Annotated in this window: 14 protein-coding genes; 6 read left to right on the top strand and 8 right to left on the bottom strand. The window is 66.9% G+C overall.

Features of this window, described 5'->3' with window-relative positions:
• Positions 1-10 precede the first annotated feature (10 nt).
• The 3 genes from CJ177_RS40990 to CJ177_RS40980 all read right to left on the bottom strand — a co-directional run bounded on the left by CJ177_RS40990 (position 11) and on the right by CJ177_RS40980 (position 1,740).
• Positions 11-502 carry a DUF4188 domain-containing protein gene (locus tag CJ177_RS40990; RefSeq protein WP_095870379.1) on the bottom strand — a complete coding sequence of 164 codons (492 nt, stop codon included), beginning with the start codon at positions 500-502 and terminating at the stop codon, positions 11-13.
• A gap of 131 nt (positions 503-633) precedes the next feature.
• Positions 634-1,134, bottom strand: a complete 501-nt coding sequence (locus CJ177_RS40985; protein WP_095870378.1) for a pentapeptide repeat-containing protein — start codon at positions 1,132-1,134, stop codon at positions 634-636.
• 216 nt (positions 1,135-1,350) lie between these two features.
• Positions 1,351-1,740: an excalibur calcium-binding domain-containing protein gene (locus CJ177_RS40980; RefSeq protein ID WP_025433080.1), complete on the bottom strand. Its 390-nt coding sequence runs from the start codon at positions 1,738-1,740 to the stop codon at positions 1,351-1,353.
• Positions 1,741-2,042: 302 nt separating this feature from the next.
• Here CJ177_RS40980 and CJ177_RS40975 point away from each other — a divergent pair, with 302 nt between their 5' ends.
• Positions 2,043-3,818 carry a TerD family protein gene (locus CJ177_RS40975; protein ID WP_061700553.1) on the top strand — a complete coding sequence of 592 codons (1,776 nt, stop codon included), beginning with the start codon at positions 2,043-2,045 and terminating at the stop codon, positions 3,816-3,818.
• 7 nt (positions 3,819-3,825) lie between these two features.
• On the opposite strand, the gene CJ177_RS40970 is transcribed toward CJ177_RS40975, so the two are convergent.
• Entirely contained in the window at positions 3,826-4,752 is a 927-nt protein-coding gene (locus tag CJ177_RS40970) for a polysaccharide deacetylase (RefSeq protein ID WP_061700552.1), read from the bottom strand.
• A gap of 26 nt (positions 4,753-4,778) precedes the next feature.
• Positions 4,779-6,293 (bottom strand): cytosine permease, encoded by a 1,515-nt coding sequence (locus tag CJ177_RS40965; RefSeq protein WP_005252373.1) that lies wholly within the window; start codon positions 6,291-6,293, stop codon positions 4,779-4,781.
• Between the two features lie 104 nt (positions 6,294-6,397).
• Between CJ177_RS40965 and CJ177_RS40960 the strand changes: the two genes are divergently transcribed.
• The 5 genes from CJ177_RS40960 to CJ177_RS40940 all read left to right on the top strand — a co-directional run bounded on the left by CJ177_RS40960 (position 6,398) and on the right by CJ177_RS40940 (position 15,215).
• Complete coding sequence (locus CJ177_RS40960; RefSeq protein ID WP_095870377.1) at positions 6,398-7,909, top strand: PucR family transcriptional regulator; 1,512 nt, start codon at positions 6,398-6,400, stop codon at positions 7,907-7,909.
• A gap of 295 nt (positions 7,910-8,204) precedes the next feature.
• The gene (locus CJ177_RS40955) at positions 8,205-9,539 is read left to right on the top strand and encodes an MFS transporter (RefSeq protein WP_095870376.1); all 1,335 of its coding nucleotides are present in this window, start codon (positions 8,205-8,207) and stop codon (positions 9,537-9,539) included.
• Positions 9,540-9,603: 64 nt separating this feature from the next.
• Positions 9,604-10,824 carry a M24 family metallopeptidase gene (locus tag CJ177_RS40950; protein ID WP_095870375.1) on the top strand — a complete coding sequence of 407 codons (1,221 nt, stop codon included), beginning with the start codon at positions 9,604-9,606 and terminating at the stop codon, positions 10,822-10,824.
• A 74-nt stretch (positions 10,825-10,898) separates the two neighbouring features.
• On the top strand, positions 10,899-11,711 hold the full coding sequence (locus CJ177_RS40945; RefSeq protein WP_061044364.1) for an IclR family transcriptional regulator: 813 nt from the start codon (positions 10,899-10,901) through the stop codon (positions 11,709-11,711).
• A gap of 75 nt (positions 11,712-11,786) precedes the next feature.
• Positions 11,787-15,215 carry a serine/threonine-protein kinase gene (locus tag CJ177_RS40940; protein WP_061044365.1) on the top strand — a complete coding sequence of 1,143 codons (3,429 nt, stop codon included), beginning with the start codon at positions 11,787-11,789 and terminating at the stop codon, positions 15,213-15,215.
• On the opposite strand, the gene CJ177_RS40935 is transcribed toward CJ177_RS40940, so the two are convergent.
• From CJ177_RS40935 to CJ177_RS40925, 3 genes are read right to left on the bottom strand one after another with little or no spacing between them, the layout of a single operon-like run.
• Entirely contained in the window at positions 15,161-15,889 is a 729-nt protein-coding gene (locus CJ177_RS40935; RefSeq protein ID WP_005252379.1) for a hypothetical protein, read from the bottom strand. The genes CJ177_RS40940 and CJ177_RS40935 overlap by 55 nt on opposite strands.
• Before the next feature lies 1 nt (position 15,890).
• Positions 15,891-17,273: an L-serine ammonia-lyase gene (locus CJ177_RS40930; protein ID WP_061044367.1), complete on the bottom strand. Its 1,383-nt coding sequence runs from the start codon at positions 17,271-17,273 to the stop codon at positions 15,891-15,893.
• 4 nt (positions 17,274-17,277) lie between these two features.
• A complete protein-coding gene (locus tag CJ177_RS40925; RefSeq protein ID WP_005252381.1) occupies positions 17,278-17,691 on the bottom strand; it encodes a glycine cleavage system protein H in 414 nt (137 codons plus the stop codon).
• Positions 17,692-17,802 lie beyond the last annotated feature (111 nt).

Below are 17,802 nucleotides of genomic sequence, written 5' to 3'. Positions count from 1 at the left end.
CCTGAATCGATCACTGTTCGCGGGTGTTGTTACTGCGGGACAGCCGGTCTCGGGCGCGGCTGAACTTCTGTGCGACGGGCACACGTGCGGTGGCGCGGGCCAGACCCATCGCCGGCGTGCCGACGTAGATCGACTCGGCGCGGTCCACCGGATAGGTCTCGTGCCAGACGCCGACCGCACCGGGTGCCTTGCGGGCCCGCCGGTTGAATGCGGCCCAGGCCGGACGATGCTTCGCTTGGCTGTCACTGGCGTAGGCGTACAGCTTGTCGACGGAGTTCCAGTACTGGATCACTGTCGGGCCGCGGCCCTCGAACGTCAGGCGGTAGCCCATCAGACCCGAATCCGGGTCTTCGGACAGCTCGCGCAGCATCCTCGGCATCGCGAGGAACGTGGGCAGCCACAGGTCCGGTCGCCAGGGTCGGTTGATGGTCATCCCGATCAGGAAGACCACCAGTTCGCCGTCGTAATGGTGCGTCGAACGGGTGGGGTCGATCGTCGTCATCGGATGCCTCCAAGGTTGGATACCGCTACTATCTAATAATGGATAGTGAGGGTATCCAATGTCAAGGGGTGTGGGCATGCAAAAACCCGGACCGCGCAGTGCGCGGCCCGGGTGACTGGGTCAGTAGTGAATTACGGCGACGACGGTGTCGGTGTCGGGGCCACCGGGACAACCGAGGCGAGTGCCCGCTCGTGGGCGTCGGTGGACCATTCGGGTTCGGTCGTGATGTTCATGTCTCCGACGATCGTGCCGAGGATGTCGATGTCCGTGCTGTACAGGATCACCGCATTGCGCTGCGAATCCGTGAAGTTCGTTCCGGTGATGTTCGCGTCGCTCAGGTCGGCGTACGACAGATTCGCGGCGGCGAAGTTGGTGCCGGTGAGGTTCGCCCGTTTCATGTTCGCGCCCGACAGGTCGGCGAAGCTCAGGTTCAGGCCCGCGAGATTCGCGGAACTCAGATCCGCGCCGGGGCAGGTCGTGCGATCGTCGGGATCGGGATTCGCCACAATCCTGCAGCCGTTGATCTCGGTCAGAACATCCGCCGCGGCCGTTCCGGCGCCCGCAGTGAGTGTGGCACCCCCGGCCAGCGCGACCGCGCCCAGTGCCAGAGCCCTGAAATGTGTCCTGCTCATGCCGGACCGCCCCCTCGCGTAGAACCTCAACCGTCATCGCCGAACTTAGTGCCGAGCGCACTGCGCCGCACGGGGAATCGCGACACCGGCACGTCGGGTGAGGCATTGCGAGACACCGACACGCCCCTTCCCGGTAGACGCACCCGTTCCCGGGCTCGAAAAGAGGTGCGTGGGCACAGGAGGGGTGCGTCTGTCGGATGGCGCGCCGGGGATGGGCTACTCGCAGGCGATGCCGTCGTTGTCGCGGTCGAGGTGCGACGCGTAACCGTCCTGGCCGCGGTAGATCGGCGTCACACCCGCATTGCGGGCCTCGGTGCAGTTCTTGTACCCCGCCCGCGGCGCGGGTGCAGGCGGTGCCGGAGCCACCTGCGGTGCGGGGGCTGCCTGCGGGGCCGGCGCGACCTGCGGCGCGGGTGCCGGTGCTGCCGGCGCGGCGGGCGCGGGCGGCAGGAGGGGGTTCACGGCGTCGGCCGAACCGCTCGGAATCAGCGACGCAATCTCCGGGGGGAGGAAGTCGAAGATCGTTGCCGCCTGTGCGGAGGGCGCGGCCGCCATCGAAATGGCGGCGCAACCGAGGACGCTGAGAACTAACCGTCGAGCCTTCATGTTTACCTCGTTCAGGGGTGGGGTGGGGCTTCCACGGAATGGTCGAGAAAAGCCACGACGGCCAATCCATTCGGTGTGACGAGGATAGTAGCCAATTGGTAACGGACTTCGAAAGCTGTTGAGGCGCAATGGCCCTCTGTGTCATTCACTCGAATGACACAACCCTCGACCTGTACTTGAACAGAAAACTACCGAGAAATTCAGAATGAGCACGATATGTGCCGGAGATTTCCGTGTCGTCGATCAGAACGGCGAGAATCGGGCTCTATAGTCGCTCTGTGCTGTCATCTGCCTCCTCGACCATGACCCGGCCGGCGCGATTGCCGACGGGGCACCGCTGGGTCGTCGTGGACGTCGAGACCTCCGGTCTTCGTTCGTCCACGCACAGAGTGCTCAGCGTCGCGGCGTTGGCGTTGCGTGAAGACGGTTCGGTGGAGCGTGAATTGGTGACTCTGCTCAACCCGGGCTGCGACCCGGGGCCGGTCCATATCCACAATCTCACGCCACAGCGTCTGGCGGGGGCGCCCCGTTTCGAAGAGGTCGCGAAAGATCTGCTCGAGCTTCTCGACGGTCGGACGCTGGTCGCGCACAACGCGTCATTCGATTACGGCTTCCTCGACGCCGAGGCACGGCGGGCGGGGATGACGATGCCGACACGGCAGAGGCTCTGCACCCTCGCCCTGTCGCGCCGCCTCGAGATCGACGTCCCCAATCACAAGTTGTCCACTCTGGCCGCGCACTGGAAGGTTCGTCAGCACCGGGCTCACGACGCTTACGACGACGCCCTCGTGCTGACGGAGGTCTTCGCGCACAGCGCCTCGCTGGCCGAGTCTCTCAGACTTCCTCTGCCGGTCGTCGGTTGCGCCGATCGGCGGGCGGTGTACCCCGATCGGGTTCCGCGCGTGGAGTCTCCGTGGCGGAATCCGGGTCGGCTGGATCCGGGGGCGGGACTGGTCCAGGGCATGAAACTGGTCGTCAGCGGCAGTACGGATGTTCCCCGTCTTGCGCTCGCCGCACGGTTGACCGCCGCCGGCCTGGACGTCATGAATTCGGTCAGCCGTCAGACGAGTGTCGTCGTCTGCAACGACCCGCACTCGTCGAGTGCAAAGGTGCGCCGCGCGGTGGCCGACGGGATTCCTGTCCTGACCGAGCGGCAGCTCGGCGAGATGTTGCTGCACGTGACACCGGGTGAGCCGAAGGGGGCCGCGGCACCGTCCGAAGTTCAGCGGCCTCGACCTGCGACAACTGTTCCCTCCACGAAGCCTTGGCACGGAAGAAGGGTGCTCATCGTCGGTGGCTCGCATGCGGACTCCGTTCTGATGCGCTCCCGCATCGTGCAGCTGGGTGCCAAGCCGTCGGTCAATCTCTCCGCAGGAGTCACCGATGTCCTCGTTCTCGACGGTGGTGAACTCGATCCCCGCATGGACCGAGTGTCGGCCCGTCAGTTGCCTCTGCTCACCGCCCCCGATGTGAACTCCGCACTCGAACCGGCGGCACCACCCGAGCGGGGGGCGCTCCGCGAGCCGATCCGACCGCCTTCTCAGTGGGTTGCGCCGTTGCTCGCTCGCGGTGAGGTGATCGACCTGCCACCACAGACGACATCGCTGACGGTCAACGCGTCTTGGCGCGCCCACACCGAGGACGATGCGTTCGACGTGGATGTGGTTGCGCTTCTTCTCGGCGAAGACGGCCGGGTCGGTTGCGACGAGGACTTCCTCTTCTACAACTCGCCGACGAGTTCGGACGGCACCGTGGAATTGTCCTGCGACGGCAGCAGCGAGCAAGGAGTGCGGATCGAACTGGCTGCCCTGCACTCCGACTACCAGTGCGTGTCCGTATCGGCGGCGATCGGCGGAGATCGCGCCTTCGGTGAACTCGGTCCGATCTCGGTGACCGTCGACGCTCCGGACCGCACGATCGCATCGTTCGTTCTGGACGCCGGCACGACCGAACGGACGATGCATTTCGCCGAGATCTACCGACGCGCCGGGCAGTGGCGTCTCCGCGCGGTGGGGCAGGGGTACGAATACGATCTCGCCACGCTCGCCACCGAGTACGGGGTGACGGTCGACGATTGAGGATCCCTCACCGTTCGGAACGAACAGTTTCGGGGGCCGGGGAAGTCCGCCGGAGCTGGACGTCGGGGAAGGTGGGGATTTCGAATCGGGTGTGTACGAAGGGTTCGGTGCAGACACGCTGGGCGTGTGCCGCGATGTCCCCGAGGGTGGTCACCCACATCCCGTCCATTGCCTTGACGTTCTCGATGAGTCGTTCCAATGCGGCTGCCTTGGAGGGTCTTCCGGAGATGAATGGGTGGTTCGTGAGGACGAAGCACCCGCCTTCGGCATGGTGGGCCTCCGCTTCGAGGGTCCACATCTCCAGGACCTTGGCGGGGCTTTCGATGACGCCGCTGCCGGTGACACCGGGGTAGAACGCATACTGTTCCCAGTCGTCGAGTGCCCAGTCGACGGGGATCTCGATCAGTGTTCGTTCCGACGCCGGGCTCGTCGCCATCAGGTAGGGCTTGTCGCCGTCGAGCAGGCTCGAGTCGTACAGAAACCCGCGATCGGCGAGCAACTCGGGTGTGTGCCAGTTCATTTCCCACCAGGGTGCGCGATATCCGACGGGGCGGATGCCCGCGACCTCCTCGAGCGCGTCGAGCCCCCGGTCGAGGTAGCGTGCCTCGGTCGCAGGGTCGAGGCCCTTCATCGGTTCGTGTAAATACCCGTGGTGCCCCACCTCGTGACCGCCGTCGATGATGGCGCGGACCGTGTCGGGATAGCACTCGGCGGTGAATCCCGGCACGAAGAACGTTGCGCGAACGTCCTGACGTTCGAGTATTCGCAGAATGCGGGGGACACCGACGCGGGGCCCGTACGACTGGTGGCTCATCAGCGACATACGGTTCGCCGAAGTGGGATCGTGGGCGAGGACGCAGGATTCGGCGTCGACGTCGAAAGTGAAGGCGGCGGCTGCGGTGTGGCCCTGCGGCCAGGTGAAGTCGTTGTTCACGGTGTGCTCCTGGGTGTCGGGAGGGTTCAGTTGCCGGCGAGGACGTCGGGGGAGTCGGTGGTCGCGGACGATCGTGTCGGGGGTTGGCCGGTGATGCGGTAGGGGCGGTGTGCTCGGGGGCCGAGGACTGAATAGAGGGCGGCGGCAACTCCGCCACCGGCCAGCCAGGACAGGTCGAGCCCGCCGAGTGCTCGAGCCGCGAAGCCCTGGGTGAGGCTCGTGGCGCCGTACATGAACAGCCACGTTGCGGCGATTCCGGCGACGAAGCATCCCATCGTGGTCCAGTTGACGTCGGGGAGCCTGCGAGATCCGATCGGCTCGAACAGTCGTCGAGCGTCGATCTGTCGTTTCTCGACGCGGAAGTAGTGGACGAGCATGATGCCTGCCCAGCTCGCGATCCAGGCCACGATTGCCGCCAGCCAGGTCTCGAGCACGGTGGCAAGGCTCGATTGGAAGATGAAGACGATGACCACGACCAGGGCGAACGTGCCGACCAGCAGGTTCAGCTTCCGGCGGTGCACCTTGATGTCGAGGGCCTGTGCGGCGACCGAGAACGTATAGATGTTGAGGATGTTGGTGGCGATCGGCCCGTGAATCACGAGGAACAGCACCGGCAGCGCCAGCGCGCCGAAGTTCGACACGATCAGCTCACCCGGGTCGATGGAACCGTTGGTCGTGGCGAGACTGGCGCCGAGCACTCCGAGCCACACCACCGGGACGAACTGACCGAGGGTGCTCGCGAGGTACAGCTTGCGACGGGACACCGTCCGGCTCACGAACCGCGAGTAGTCGCAGGCGTAGGTGAACCATGTGATTCCCCAGCCGATTCCGATCACGGTCATCACCGTGGACATCGCCGCGATCCGGGCGCCGCCGTGCAGGACTTCGCCGGTGGGCCCGGCGTAGGACCAGTCGATGTCGAGGTGGAACCAGGCGACGACGGACATCAGAACGAGTACCGCCAGCGTCGGCGGAACCGTCCAGCGCTCGAACGCGGCGATGACCCGGTAGCCGAACCATGCGATGGTCACCTGGATCGTCATGATGACGGCGCCGACGAGAATCTTCGCTGCCAGGTTCCGCTCGTGCGGGTCGACGAGGTCCAGTTTGCCGAGCAGTGCCATGACCAGGTCCAGGACGATCCAGGTGTTCACCGCGCACCACCCGACCGCCAGGCAGGCCTGGATCGCGGCCGGCAGGTATGCGCCGCGCCGACCGAACGCGGCCCGCGACAAGACCATACCGGTGACACCCGTACGCTGGCCGATGAGAACGAAGACGCCGAAAAGTGCCATGCCGATGACGTTTCCGGCGACCAGAACGATGAGGGTGTCGCGCAGCCCGAGCCCGAGTCCGATGCCGAGGGCACCGAGAACCCAGTTGATGGGCGCAATATTGGCCCCCGCCCAGATCCAGAACTGGCCGGACACGCGCGTCGTGCGTGCTTCGTCGGGGATGGGTTGCAGTACTTCTTCGAAGTCGTGGAGGTGGGGACTGTCTGCGGGAGTGTCGGTGACCATCGGACTCCTTTGTGAGGCCATGTGGTGTGTGAGGCCATGTGGGGCTTCCCATCATGCGGTGCGTGACCCACATCACACCATTTACACTTTGTCAATAAATTCGGGCCGTCAACGAACGGAATGTCATGTCGCTGTCGTTAGCCGATGTCCTCGCACACCCGAGCCTCGCTGCCGGACGCCCGGTCGTTCGGGCCGGAGCCGACCTGCTGGCCCAGCCCGTGCGCTGGGTGCATTCGAGTGAAGTCATCGACATCGCGCACCTCCTTCGCGGCGGCGAGTTGCTGCTGACCGGCGGGTTCGCACTCGCGTCTGCCGACCCGGCCGGACTGCGGCGGTACGTGCGTGAACTGTCGGCCCGCCGTGTCGCCGGAGTGGCCATCGAGACCGGGCCGCAACTGCCGCAGATCCCGCCTGCGCTGGTCGAGGAGGCGTCGGAGGCGGGTTTGCCGGTCGTCGAACTGCGTGGTGTCGTTCCGTTCGTCGAGGTAGCCGAGGCGATCAACGGCCTGCTGGTCAACGAATCGGTGCAGCGACTGCGTCGTGGTGACGCGGTCGCGCACGCGTTGTCCGAGGAGTTGGCCCGCGGTGGCGGACCCGACGAGTTGCTCGAGGTGCTCGCGCGACTCTTGCCCGGTGACGTGACCCTGCTCGACGCGACCGGCGACGTGATCGCGGCCCTCGGGAACGAGATCGCCGCCCCTGCCACCGGTTCGGGCGTGCTCGCCGTGCCGGTGTCCGTCCAGGGTGTCGGTGTGGCGACGCTCATGGTCTCTCCGGCTCACCCGGCCGATCGCGTCACCGCAGAGGCGATCGTCGAGCGAGCACCGGCAGCGCTGGCGATCTCCCTCCTGCGATCGTTTCCTCCTTCGGCCGCGGTCCGCGCCTCGCAGGCCTTGCTGCGGATCGCCTGCCAGCCGAATCCTGCCCCGGAGCGTCTCGTTGCGGCGGCGCGCGCGGCCGGGATGGCCGACGGAGTGTCGTACGTCGGGGTTGTCGGACGTTCGGTCGACGGTCCGGTATCGCTCGGCGCTGTCGATGCGGCACTGCACCGGTACGCGGCCGGAACGGTGTCGTCCATCGCCGGCGACGAGTTGCACGCGATCGTCGTGCTCCGGGCCGACGACCGAGTCGGTTCCTGCGCGTCGCTGGTCGAATCGCTGCGCGCGACACCGCAGGCGGAGTTGGCGCGGGTTGCGGTGGGTCCGGTGGTCACCGGTCTGATCGGGCTCCCCGAGACGCTGGCGGAGGCGCGGTTCGCGCTCGACCTCGCGGCCGATCTGGGTATCGCCGACACCGTCGTGGACGCCGCGGAACTCGCTCTCGAACGCCTCGGCCGGCGAATCGGCGATCCGGCCCTGCTGACGTCGTTCGTCAGGGAATTGCTCGGGCCGCTTCTCGCGGTCGGTCCCGAACGTGCTCGCCGTCTGATCGACACGCTGGACGTCTACCTCCAGTGCGGGTGCAACAAGACCGAGGCGGCGGCCCGGCTGCACGTGCAGCGTCAGACGCTGTATCAGCGGCTCGATCAGATCTTCGCGCTACTCGGCGAGGATCCGACGGGTTCGCCACGTCTCGCTGCCGTGCACCTCGCGACCCGCCTCTATCTCGGCGGTGCGGTCGACGCGAGCGCGCTCTGACTTTCACGGGTGACCGGGAAAGCCACCTCCGGACTCAGCTGTTGCAACGGTGTTGCATTCCCGTGAACATCGCCGGGAATCGCGGATCGGGGTAGCGCAACCGCTCCCGTCCGTGTTTGCTGCGGTTTCGGCTTGGTTCATCCATTGCAACCACCGTCCGGTCATGAGAAGCAAAACACCGTTGACATGTGACGCTAGGCACAATATGGTCGGTGAACGAATTGCCGTTGCAATGAAAGCAACAAATGCCATTCGTCGCAGTCGGCAAGCGCCGACGCCCCGAGAAGGAGTGGGCATGGCCCAAAACCTCAATTCCCCCTCAGCCCCGTCGCAATCGGACGAGGACGGCGCGGTGAACCCCTCGCCTCGTGTTCTCCGGCGGGTCATCACGGCGAGCTTCATCGGCAACTTCGTCGAATGGTTCGACTACGCCGTATACGGCTATCTCGCAACGGTTATCGCGGTGGTCTTCTTCCCCGAGGCCGAGCCCACGACGGGTCTGCTGGCCACGTTCGCCGTGTTCGCCATCTCGTTCGTCATCCGCCCGATCGGCGGACTCGTCTGGGGGCACTTCGGCGACAAGATCGGACGACGCACGGCGTTGTCACTGTCGATCCTCATCATGTCGGCGTCGACGTTCTGCATCGGCCTGATCCCCGGCTTCGATCAGATCGGCTACCTCGCACCGGTCCTGCTGCTGCTCGTCCGCATGGTGCAGGGATTCTCCGCCGCCGGCGAGTACGCGGGCGCCTCGGCGTTCCTCGCCGAGTACGCCCCGGACCGCAAGCGCGGGCTGTTCACGAGCGTCGTGCCCGCGTCCACGGCCGCCGGGCTTCTGTTCGGATCGTTGATCGCGGCACTGCTGACCGCGGTGCTGTCGACGGAACAGCTCGAGGGCTGGGGCTGGCGGCTGCCGTTCCTGCTCGCGGCGCCGATGGGCCTGATCGGCCGCTACATTCGGTTGAAGCTCGAGGACACCCCGAAGTTCCAGGAAATGGAACAGAAGGTGGAGTCCAACGCGCCGTTGTCGATCCTGTTCACCCACCATCGGCGCGCGATCGCCATCGCGTTCGGTGTCACCTGCCTCAATGCGGTCGGCTTCTACCTGATCCTCAGCTACATGCCGACGTATCTGTCGGAGGTCTTGAACGTCGGCCACACGGCCTCGTTCGTCGCCGCGTCGATCGCTCTCGCCTGCTACATCGTCTTCATCTTCGGGATGGGTGCGCTCTCGGACCGCTTCGGCCGCAAGCGAGTTCTCATTGCCGCGTCGGTCTGCTTCGCGGTGTTCACCGTCCCGCTGTTCAGTGCGCTCGGCGCCGTCGGAATCGTCGGAATCGTCCTCATCCAGATCGTGCTGTGCGCGTTCCTCACCATGAACGACGGCACGCTTCCCACCTTCCTGGCCGAGATCTTCCCGACCCAGGTCCGCTACAGCGGTTTCGCGTTCAGCTTCAACACCGCGAATGCACTGTTCGGCGGCACCGCGCCGTTCGTCGCCACGTTGTTGATCGAACTCACCGGCAGCACACTCGCGCCCGCCTGGTATCTCGTCGCCGCGGCCCTCGTCGCGATGGTGGCGATGCTCATGGCCCGCGAAACCTCCCGGCGCCCCCTGGCCGACACCTGACCACCCGTACATCCCACAGAAGTGCGGCATCACGCGATGCCGCCGGCAACTCGAAAGGAACATCATGAACTTGGAGCGCATCAAGAGCATCCCCAACGGCGAGAAGGTCGTTCCCACGTTCTCCCCGGTGGAAATGGACCGCAGGCTGGTCGCCCTGCGTAAGCACATGGCGGACAACGGGTTCGATGCCATGCTCTTCACCAGCTACCACAACATCAACTACTACTCCGACTTCCTCTACACGGCGTTCGGGCGTCCGTACGCCCTGGTCGTCACCCAGGGCGGCTCGACCACCGTGTCCGCCAACATCGATGCTGGGATGCCGTGGCGGCGGTCGTTCGGCGAGAACGTCGTCTACACGGACTGGCGCCGCGACAACTTCGAGTACGCCGTGCAGCAGGTCTTGGCGAAGCAGGGCATCTCGCGCGGCGCACTCGGTGTCGAGGACGACCACCTGACCCCCGACGTGCGGACCCGGATCGCGGCGGTTCTGCCCGGGATGACGTTCACCGACGTCGCGAAGGCCACGATGCGCCAGCGCATGATCAAGTCGCCCGAGGAGATCGAACTGATCAAGCACGGGGCGCGGATCGGTGACCTCGGCGGCGACGCGATCCGTGCGGCGATCACCGAGGGTGTCCCCGAATTCGAGGTGGCGATCGCCGGCTCGAACGCGATGATCCGGGAGATCGCGGCCACCTTCCCGCACGCCGAACTGCGCGACACGTGGGTCTGGTTCCAATCGGGCGTCAACACCGACGGCGCCCACAACTGGGCCACCAGCCGCCGCGTGGAACGCGGAGACATTCTGTCGCTGAACTGTTTCCCGATGATCGCCGGCTACTACACGGCGCTCGAGCGCACCCTGTTCTACGGGGAGCCGTCGGCGGAGCACCTGCGGCTGTGGGAGATCAACGTCAAGGTGCATCGCCGCGGGCTCGACCTGATCAAGCCGGGCGCCGTCTGCAAGGACATCGCGGCCGAGCTGAACGAGATCTACGAGGCCGAGGGTCTGCTGCCGAACCGCACGTTCGGGTACGGGCATTCCTTCGGGGTGCTCTCGCACTACTACGGACGCGAGGCGGGCCTCGAACTGCGCGAAGACATCGACACGGTCCTCGAACCCGGGATGGTGGTGTCGATGGAGCCGATGATCATGGTTCCCGAGGGGATGCCGGGCGCCGGGGGCTACCGCGAACACGACATCCTGGTCGTCGGCGAGGACAATGCGGAGAACATCACCCGGTTCCCGTTCGGACCCGAGCACAACATCCTCGGCGTCTGACCGGTACACCGACCCTGCCACGGGTGTGGCAGGGTCGGCGGTGGCGTATGCACAACTGAAGGAGCGCAACGATCATGAGTGTGGACGACGTCGATCGACTCGAAGGCCAGGACGCCGACGCGAAGCCGTCCCCGTCCGTCCTGCTCAACGGTCTCCGGGTGCTCGAATCCTTCTCGATCGCCGAACCGGTGCTCGGTGTCACCGAGATCGCGCGCAAGGTCGACCTGCACAAGAGCAGCGTCTCCCGCATGCTCGCCACCCTCGAGAAAGCCGGCTACGTCGAGCGTGACGAGGGCACCGGACGCTACCGGCTCGGCCTCGGTCTCATCGCCCTCGCGGGGCCACTGCTGGCCAACCTCGACGTCCGCCGCGTGGCGCAGCCGGAACTGGAGGAACTCACCCGCCGCACCGGCGAGACCAGCGCGCTCATGGTGTGGAACGGGCACGAATCCGTCGTCGTCGAACAGATTCCCAGTCCCAAACAGGTCAAGCACACCGCCGCGGTGGGCACCCGCTACGACACCTATGCGAGTTCGTCCGTCCAGGTGTTCCTCTCCGAGATGCCGCGGGCGGAGACCGAGCGGCTCTTCGACCGGCGTCTGCTCGTCGGACCCGACGAGCAGGAGTCACGCGGCGAGTACTTCGACGAGCTGAGTGACACCCGCGACCGCGGATACGCCGTCAACGACGGCCGCACGTCGATCGAGGAGGTCGGCATCTCGGCGCCGGTCCGCGATCATCGCGGCGTACTGGTCGCGGCAGTCATGTTGTCCGCCCCACGGTTCCGGGTCCCCGAGTCCATGCTCGAGTCGCTCGGGCGGGCGGTCGCGGAATCCGGCAGGCGGGTGTCGGCCCGACTCGGGGCACCCGTCGCGACCCGCGACTGACCGCATCGCCTCCGCTCGTCGGATGGACTCCGCGGACTATTCTGGGTGGAGCGTGTCAGAGGTGGTGCAGGGCCGATGACGAACGACGATCCGTGGGCAACCCAGCGCCAGCCGGAGATCACGACCGAGCTGGCCGCGGCAGGGTTCGACGATGCCGTGGAGATCGGCCGCGGCGGGTTCGGGGTCGTCTACCGCTGCCTGCAGGAGGACCTCGACCGCACGGTGGCCGTCAAAGTCCTGACGTCGAACCTCGACCCCGACAACGTGACGAGGTTCGTCCGCGAGCAACGGGCGATGGGCCGCACGTCCGGGCACCCGAACATCGTTGCCGTCTACCAGGTCGGTGTGACCCGGAGCAGGCGGCCGTTCCTCGTCATGCCGTACCACTCGTTCGGTTCCCTCGAGGCGCAGATCCGTCGGTCGGGTCCCCTCGGGTGGCAGGAGGTGCTGCGGCTCGGGATCAAGATGTCCGGCGCCCTCGAGACCGCGCATCGCGGTGGGATGCTCCACCGCGACGTCAAACCCGCGAACATCCTGCTCACCGAATACGACGAACCGCAATTGACCGACTTCGGCATCGCCCGCGTCTCCGGCGGATTCGAGACGACGGCAGGCTCGATCACCGGGTCCCCGGCGTTCACGGCGCCGGAGGTGCTCGAAGGACGGCCACCGACGGTGGAGTCGGACGTCTACAGTCTCGGGTCCACCCTGTTCTGCGCGTTGACCGGGCATGCGGCGTACGAGCGCCGGAGCGGTGAGCAGGTCGTCGGGCAGTTCCTGCGGATCTCCACGCAGGCGGTCCCCGACCTGCGGGATGCCGGAATCCCCGACGACGTGTGCAGCGCAGTCGAACATGCCATGGCCCGCGCGGTCGAGGACAGGCCGGGCGGCGCCGCCGACTTCGGCAACGAGCTCCGGGCGGTCGAGCGACGCAACGGTGTCGTCGTCGACGACATGTACATCCCGGTTCGGCGGGCACCCGAGCAGCTGCACGATCATGCCGCCGAATCCACCCGGTCCCGGGGCCCCGGGCTCCCGTACAACGTGCGGACGCCGCCGACCCCGCCCGCGCCGGTGACGAAGTTCCGCCCACCCACCACCACCCGGCAGCTCGTGCCGCGCCGGCGGCTCCTCGCCGTCCTCCGCGCAGGCCGGGACCGCAGGCTGACGCTCGTCCACGCGCCGGCCGGGTTCGGCAAGAGCAGTCTGGTCGCCCAGTGGCGCGACGACCTGGTCGACGCCGGGACGGCGGTCGCGTGGCTGACCGTGGACCGGGACGACAACAACGTGGTGTGGTTTCTCACCCACCTCGTCGAGGCGATCAGGCGGGTACGCCCGGAGGTCGTCACCGATCTGGGCCAGTCGCTGGAGGAGCACGGGGACGCGGTCGAACGGTTCGTCCTCACGTCCCTGATCAACCGGCTTCACGACAGTGGGGAGGCCCTCGTCGTCGTGATCGACGACTGGCACCGCATCACTGACTCCGGGCCGATCGACTCGATGAAGTTCCTGCTCGACAACGGCTGCCACCACTTGAAGATCGTCGTGGCGAGCCGGAGCCGGTCGGGGCTGCCGCTGAGCCGGATGCGGGTGCTCGACGAACTCAACGAAATAGCGTCCGACGACCTGTGTTTCGATTTCGGCGAATCGCAGAACTTCCTGTCGGACCGGGTGCAGGTTCCCCTGAAGGACACCGAGATCGAACAACTCCGGGAATCGACCGACGGCTGGATCGCGGCACTGCAGTTGGCCTCGTTGTCGTTGCGCGAAGCCGGAACTCCGGAGAACCTGATCGAACAGCTCCGGACGGGGACCGACGCGATCGGTGAGTATCTCGCCGAGAACGTGCTCGACGCCCTCGAACCCGACATGCTCGACTTCATGCTCGCCACGTCCGTCCCCGACAAGGTGTGCGGCGACCTGGCGTCGGCGCTGGGCGGCGTGCAGGACGGGCAAGCGAGACTCGAGCAGGTCGCCGCCCGTGACCTGTTCCTCGGGAGGACGGGCGACGACCGCCAGTGGTATCGCTATCACCACCTGTTTGCCCAGATCCTCCATCAGCGCCTCGAACGGGACCACCCCGGGCGCATCACCGACCTGCACCGCCGGGCATACGACTGGTTCCGGGAGCGGCACCTGCTGGGCGAGGCCGTCGACCACATCCTCGCGGCCGGGGAACCGCAGCGAGCGGTGGAACTGCTCGAGGAAGACGACCTGTACCTCCTCGATCGGTCACAGATGTCGACGCTGCTCTGCCTGATCGGGAAACTGCCCGCCGACCTGGTGGCCGCCAGCCCGCGGCTGCAGCTCACCATCGGATGGGCGAACTGCGAACTCCAGCGACTCGGACTCGCGCAAGCCGCCCGAACCCGCGCGCTAGAGCAGATCGACGGCGGCGAGATGCCCGAGCGTCGCGCCGCCCAGCTCCGGGTGGAAGCGGATGTCCTGCAGGGCGACATCGAGGCGACCGCGGACCGCATCGAGGGGGTGCGGGAGCTCGTCACCGAATGCCTCGCCCATCCCACGGAGTACCACCCCTTCGTGGTGTCGATGGCCGCTCTCATCGAGACGTTCGTGGACACGTGTGAATTCCGGTTCGAGGACGCCTACCGCAGGCAGAGCTGGGCGGCCCCGTACCACCGGCAGAACACGGGACCGTACTCCGTTGCGTACGGGTACTGTTTCGCCGGACTCGCGAAGTTCGAGCAGCTCGATGTCGGCGGTGCGATGGAGCTGTACCGCAAGGCGTTCCAGCTGGTCCGGGAGGCGGAGAACACGCAGTCGCAGCATGCGCGGCTCACCCGCACGCTTCTCGCCGAAGTCCACTACGAGCAGGGCCGGATCGACGAAGCGGACGAGCTGCTCAACGAGACGTTCGACGCCGCCGCGCTCGGTGGCGCACCGGATTTCATGATCCGCCACTACTGCCTCAGGGCGCGGATCATGGCGGTGCGCGGCGATCGCGACGCCGCGGCACGACAACTCGACGAGGGGGTGCGGACGGCCGAGACGTTCTCCCTGCCCCGGCTGCGGGCCGCCGTCGACAACGAGCGGGTGCGGATCGGGCTGCCCCCGGCACCCGGGTTCGTGCCCGTCACACGCGAGACCCGGCGCACCCCGGCGAACGGGCTCGACCTGGCGACGGCGCAACTCGAGGAAGAGGCGGCCATCACGTTGCTCGCGGCGCAGGGCGATCCGGCGGACGCGGATCTCGCGTGCGAATGGGCGAACGACTGGGTTCGGCAACTCGACGGGACCGGGCGGCACCGGGCCCGGCTGCAGGCGGTCCGGTTGCTCGTGTCGTGCCTGTGGGCGGCCGGACGTCGCGACGAGGCGCAGGCGATGCTGCTGCCGGCGGCGGCGGAGTGCGCCCGGCACGGGCTTACCCGGTTCCTACCCGACGGCGGCCCGAACGTCCTCGCGGCGCTGGCGGCGCTGCGGGAGAACGGTCATCCCGACCTGCCGCGGACGTTCGTCGACACCGTGCTCGCGGCCGCGCAGTAATCGCCTCGCGGCAGCAGGTGCGCGGCGGCCGTCCGCCACGGGGCGAGCAGGGTGTCGAAGTGCGCGCTGGTGAAATCGTGCCGCCCGACGAGATCCGACACGGCGTGCGCTGCTGCCGCGTCGCGCACCGCGGTCGCGATGTCCGCGCACAGTTGCTCGTCCTCGCGCACTGTCGCCTCGTCCATGAAGTGCCGTTCCCACGCGGCGTCCTGGGCGCGGTACCAGGATTTGATCCGGCCCGCTTCCCAGGCCGCATCACGTGCGCAGGCCCACGCGCCGAGCCGCCTGCGGCTGTCGACGACGCTTGTCGTCCGCGTCAGTGCTCCGAAGTCCCCGTGCAAAAGGGCTGCCGCTTCCACGGCGTGTCGCACGACGTCCTGCCAGTTCGGGCCGAAACTCTGCTCGCATTCGTTCTCGGTGACGGCGAACGTGTCGAGGGCGGACAGCGCGTCGTCCACGACGTCGACGTGGAGAAGGTACGAGCCGGGCAGCTCGCGCCGGCTCAGTAGCTGGAAGGCCACGAACGCGTCGCCGCGGACCGGTGCACAGTGCACGAGGACGTCGAGCACCGACAGCCGGGTCTCGGGCGTGTAGTCGCCGCGCTTCGGAACCGGGTGCCGCCGGATGAACTGCGCGGCGCGGGCGGGGAGAAGGCGAAGTTCGTCGGTGATCACGTCAGCACTCGACATAGTTGACCGGGACGTTGACGGCCAGACCGCCGGTCGACGTTTCCTTGTACTTCGACAGCATGTCTGCGCCGGTCGAGCGCATCGTCTCGATCACCTGGTCGAGGCTGACCCGGTGGGTGCCGTCGCCGCGCAGGGCCATGCGAGCGGCGTTGATGGCCTTGCCCGCCGAGATCGCGTTGCGTTCGATGCACGGAATCTGCACCAGCCCTTCGATGGGATCGCAGGTGAGTCCGAGGCTGTGCTCCATCGCGATCTCCGCGGCATTCTCCACCTGTTCCGTTGTGCCGCCGAGGATCTCCGCAAGCCCGGCAGCGGCCATGGACGCCGCGGAACCCACCTCGCCCTGGCAGCCGACCTCGGCTCCGGAGATCGACGCGCGTTCCTTGTACAGCGATCCGACGGCGCCGGCGGCGAGGAGGAAGCGGATCGCGGTGTCGTCGGGATCCGACTTCCCGGCCGGGGTGTAGTGAACCGCGTAGTGCAGCACCGCGGGGATGATGCCCGCGGCCCCGTTGGTCGGCGCGGTGACGATCCGGCCGCCGGATGCGTTCTCCTCGTTGACGGCCAGTGCGACGAGGTTGACCCAGTCCTCGGCGAAGGCGGGATCACGGTGCGGATCTTCCTGATTCAGGCGGAGGTACCAGTCCCGTGCACGCCGGCGCACGCGCAGAGCGCCGGGAAGGATCCCGTCGCGCGCGATCCCGCGCTTCTCGCATTCCACCATGACGTCGCGGATATGGAGGAGCCGTTCGTAGATCTCCACGGTCGACCGCGTTTCGCGTTCGAACTGGAGCATCACGTCACTGATGGCGTAGCCGTGGCGGGCCGCGACGTCGAGGAGTTCCTTGGCGGACCCGAACGACAGTCCGCCGGTGGCGGTGGCCGGTGGCTCCGCGCTCTCCGCTTCGGTCACGACGAAGCCGCCGCCGATGGAGAAATAGGTTTCGCTGTGGATCTCGACGCCGGTGGCGGTGGACGCGGTGATTCTCATCCCGTTCGGGTGCAGCGGCAGGATGGTCAGCGGATGGAGAACGATCTCGTCCTCGGCGAGCGCGACCTCGTGGGATCCGCCGACCCTGATGTGCCGGGTGCTGCGCATCTCCTCGAGACGTCGTTCCATCTCCTCGGTCTCGATCTTCTCGGGAAAGTACCCCTCGAGTCCGAGCAGCACCGCGGACATCGTTCCGTGGCCCGCTCCCGTGGCTGCGAGCGACCCGTACAGGTCGACGCGGATGTCCGCGACTGCGGGCAGAGCGTCGAGGGCGCGGACGTCGGAGACGAACCGTGCGGCGGCCCGCATCGGTCCGACGGTGTGCGAACTCGAGGGGCCGATGCCGACGGAGAACAGGTCGAACACGCTGATAGTCATGGGATTACACCGCCTCACTGAGTTCGTTCGCGTATTGCGCTGGGGTGAGAAGTCCGTAGGCGGACGACGTCGGCGAGGGGAGGACGGCGAACAGCCAGCCGCGGTGGAACGGATCGTCGGCGACGAGTTGCGGGTTTGCGAGGGCGTCGGTGTTCGTCATCGTGACGAGTCCGCTGATCGGCGCAAACACCGTGACGACGGTCCGCGCGGACGTCCAGACGAGCGCGCAGGGTGCGCCCGCCTCGATCGTGCTGCGCACTGCCGGAAGTTCAAGCCCGACCACCTCGATCTCGTCGAGTGCCGTGTCCGTGACCCCGGCCCGGAGCGGGTAGTCGGAGAAGCTCTGTCCCGGTGCGAGGGCCAACCAGCTGTGCGTTGCCGTGAACCGTCGATCCGAGGGAATCTTTCCAGCTCTCATGCCTTTTCCTTTGACAGTCGGGCGTTGTGGTCGCGGAGTCGCGCGTGTGATCCAATAGGTCTGATATTGATATATCAGTGTGTGCGATAACAGTAGGTCAGCCGCGGAGGC

This window comes from Rhodococcus sp. ACPA1, assembly GCF_002300195.1.
GTDB classification, from domain to species: Bacteria; Actinomycetota; Actinomycetes; order Mycobacteriales; family Mycobacteriaceae; genus Rhodococcus_F; species Rhodococcus_F opacus.
This window is presented reverse-complemented; position numbering and strand designations above follow the sequence as displayed.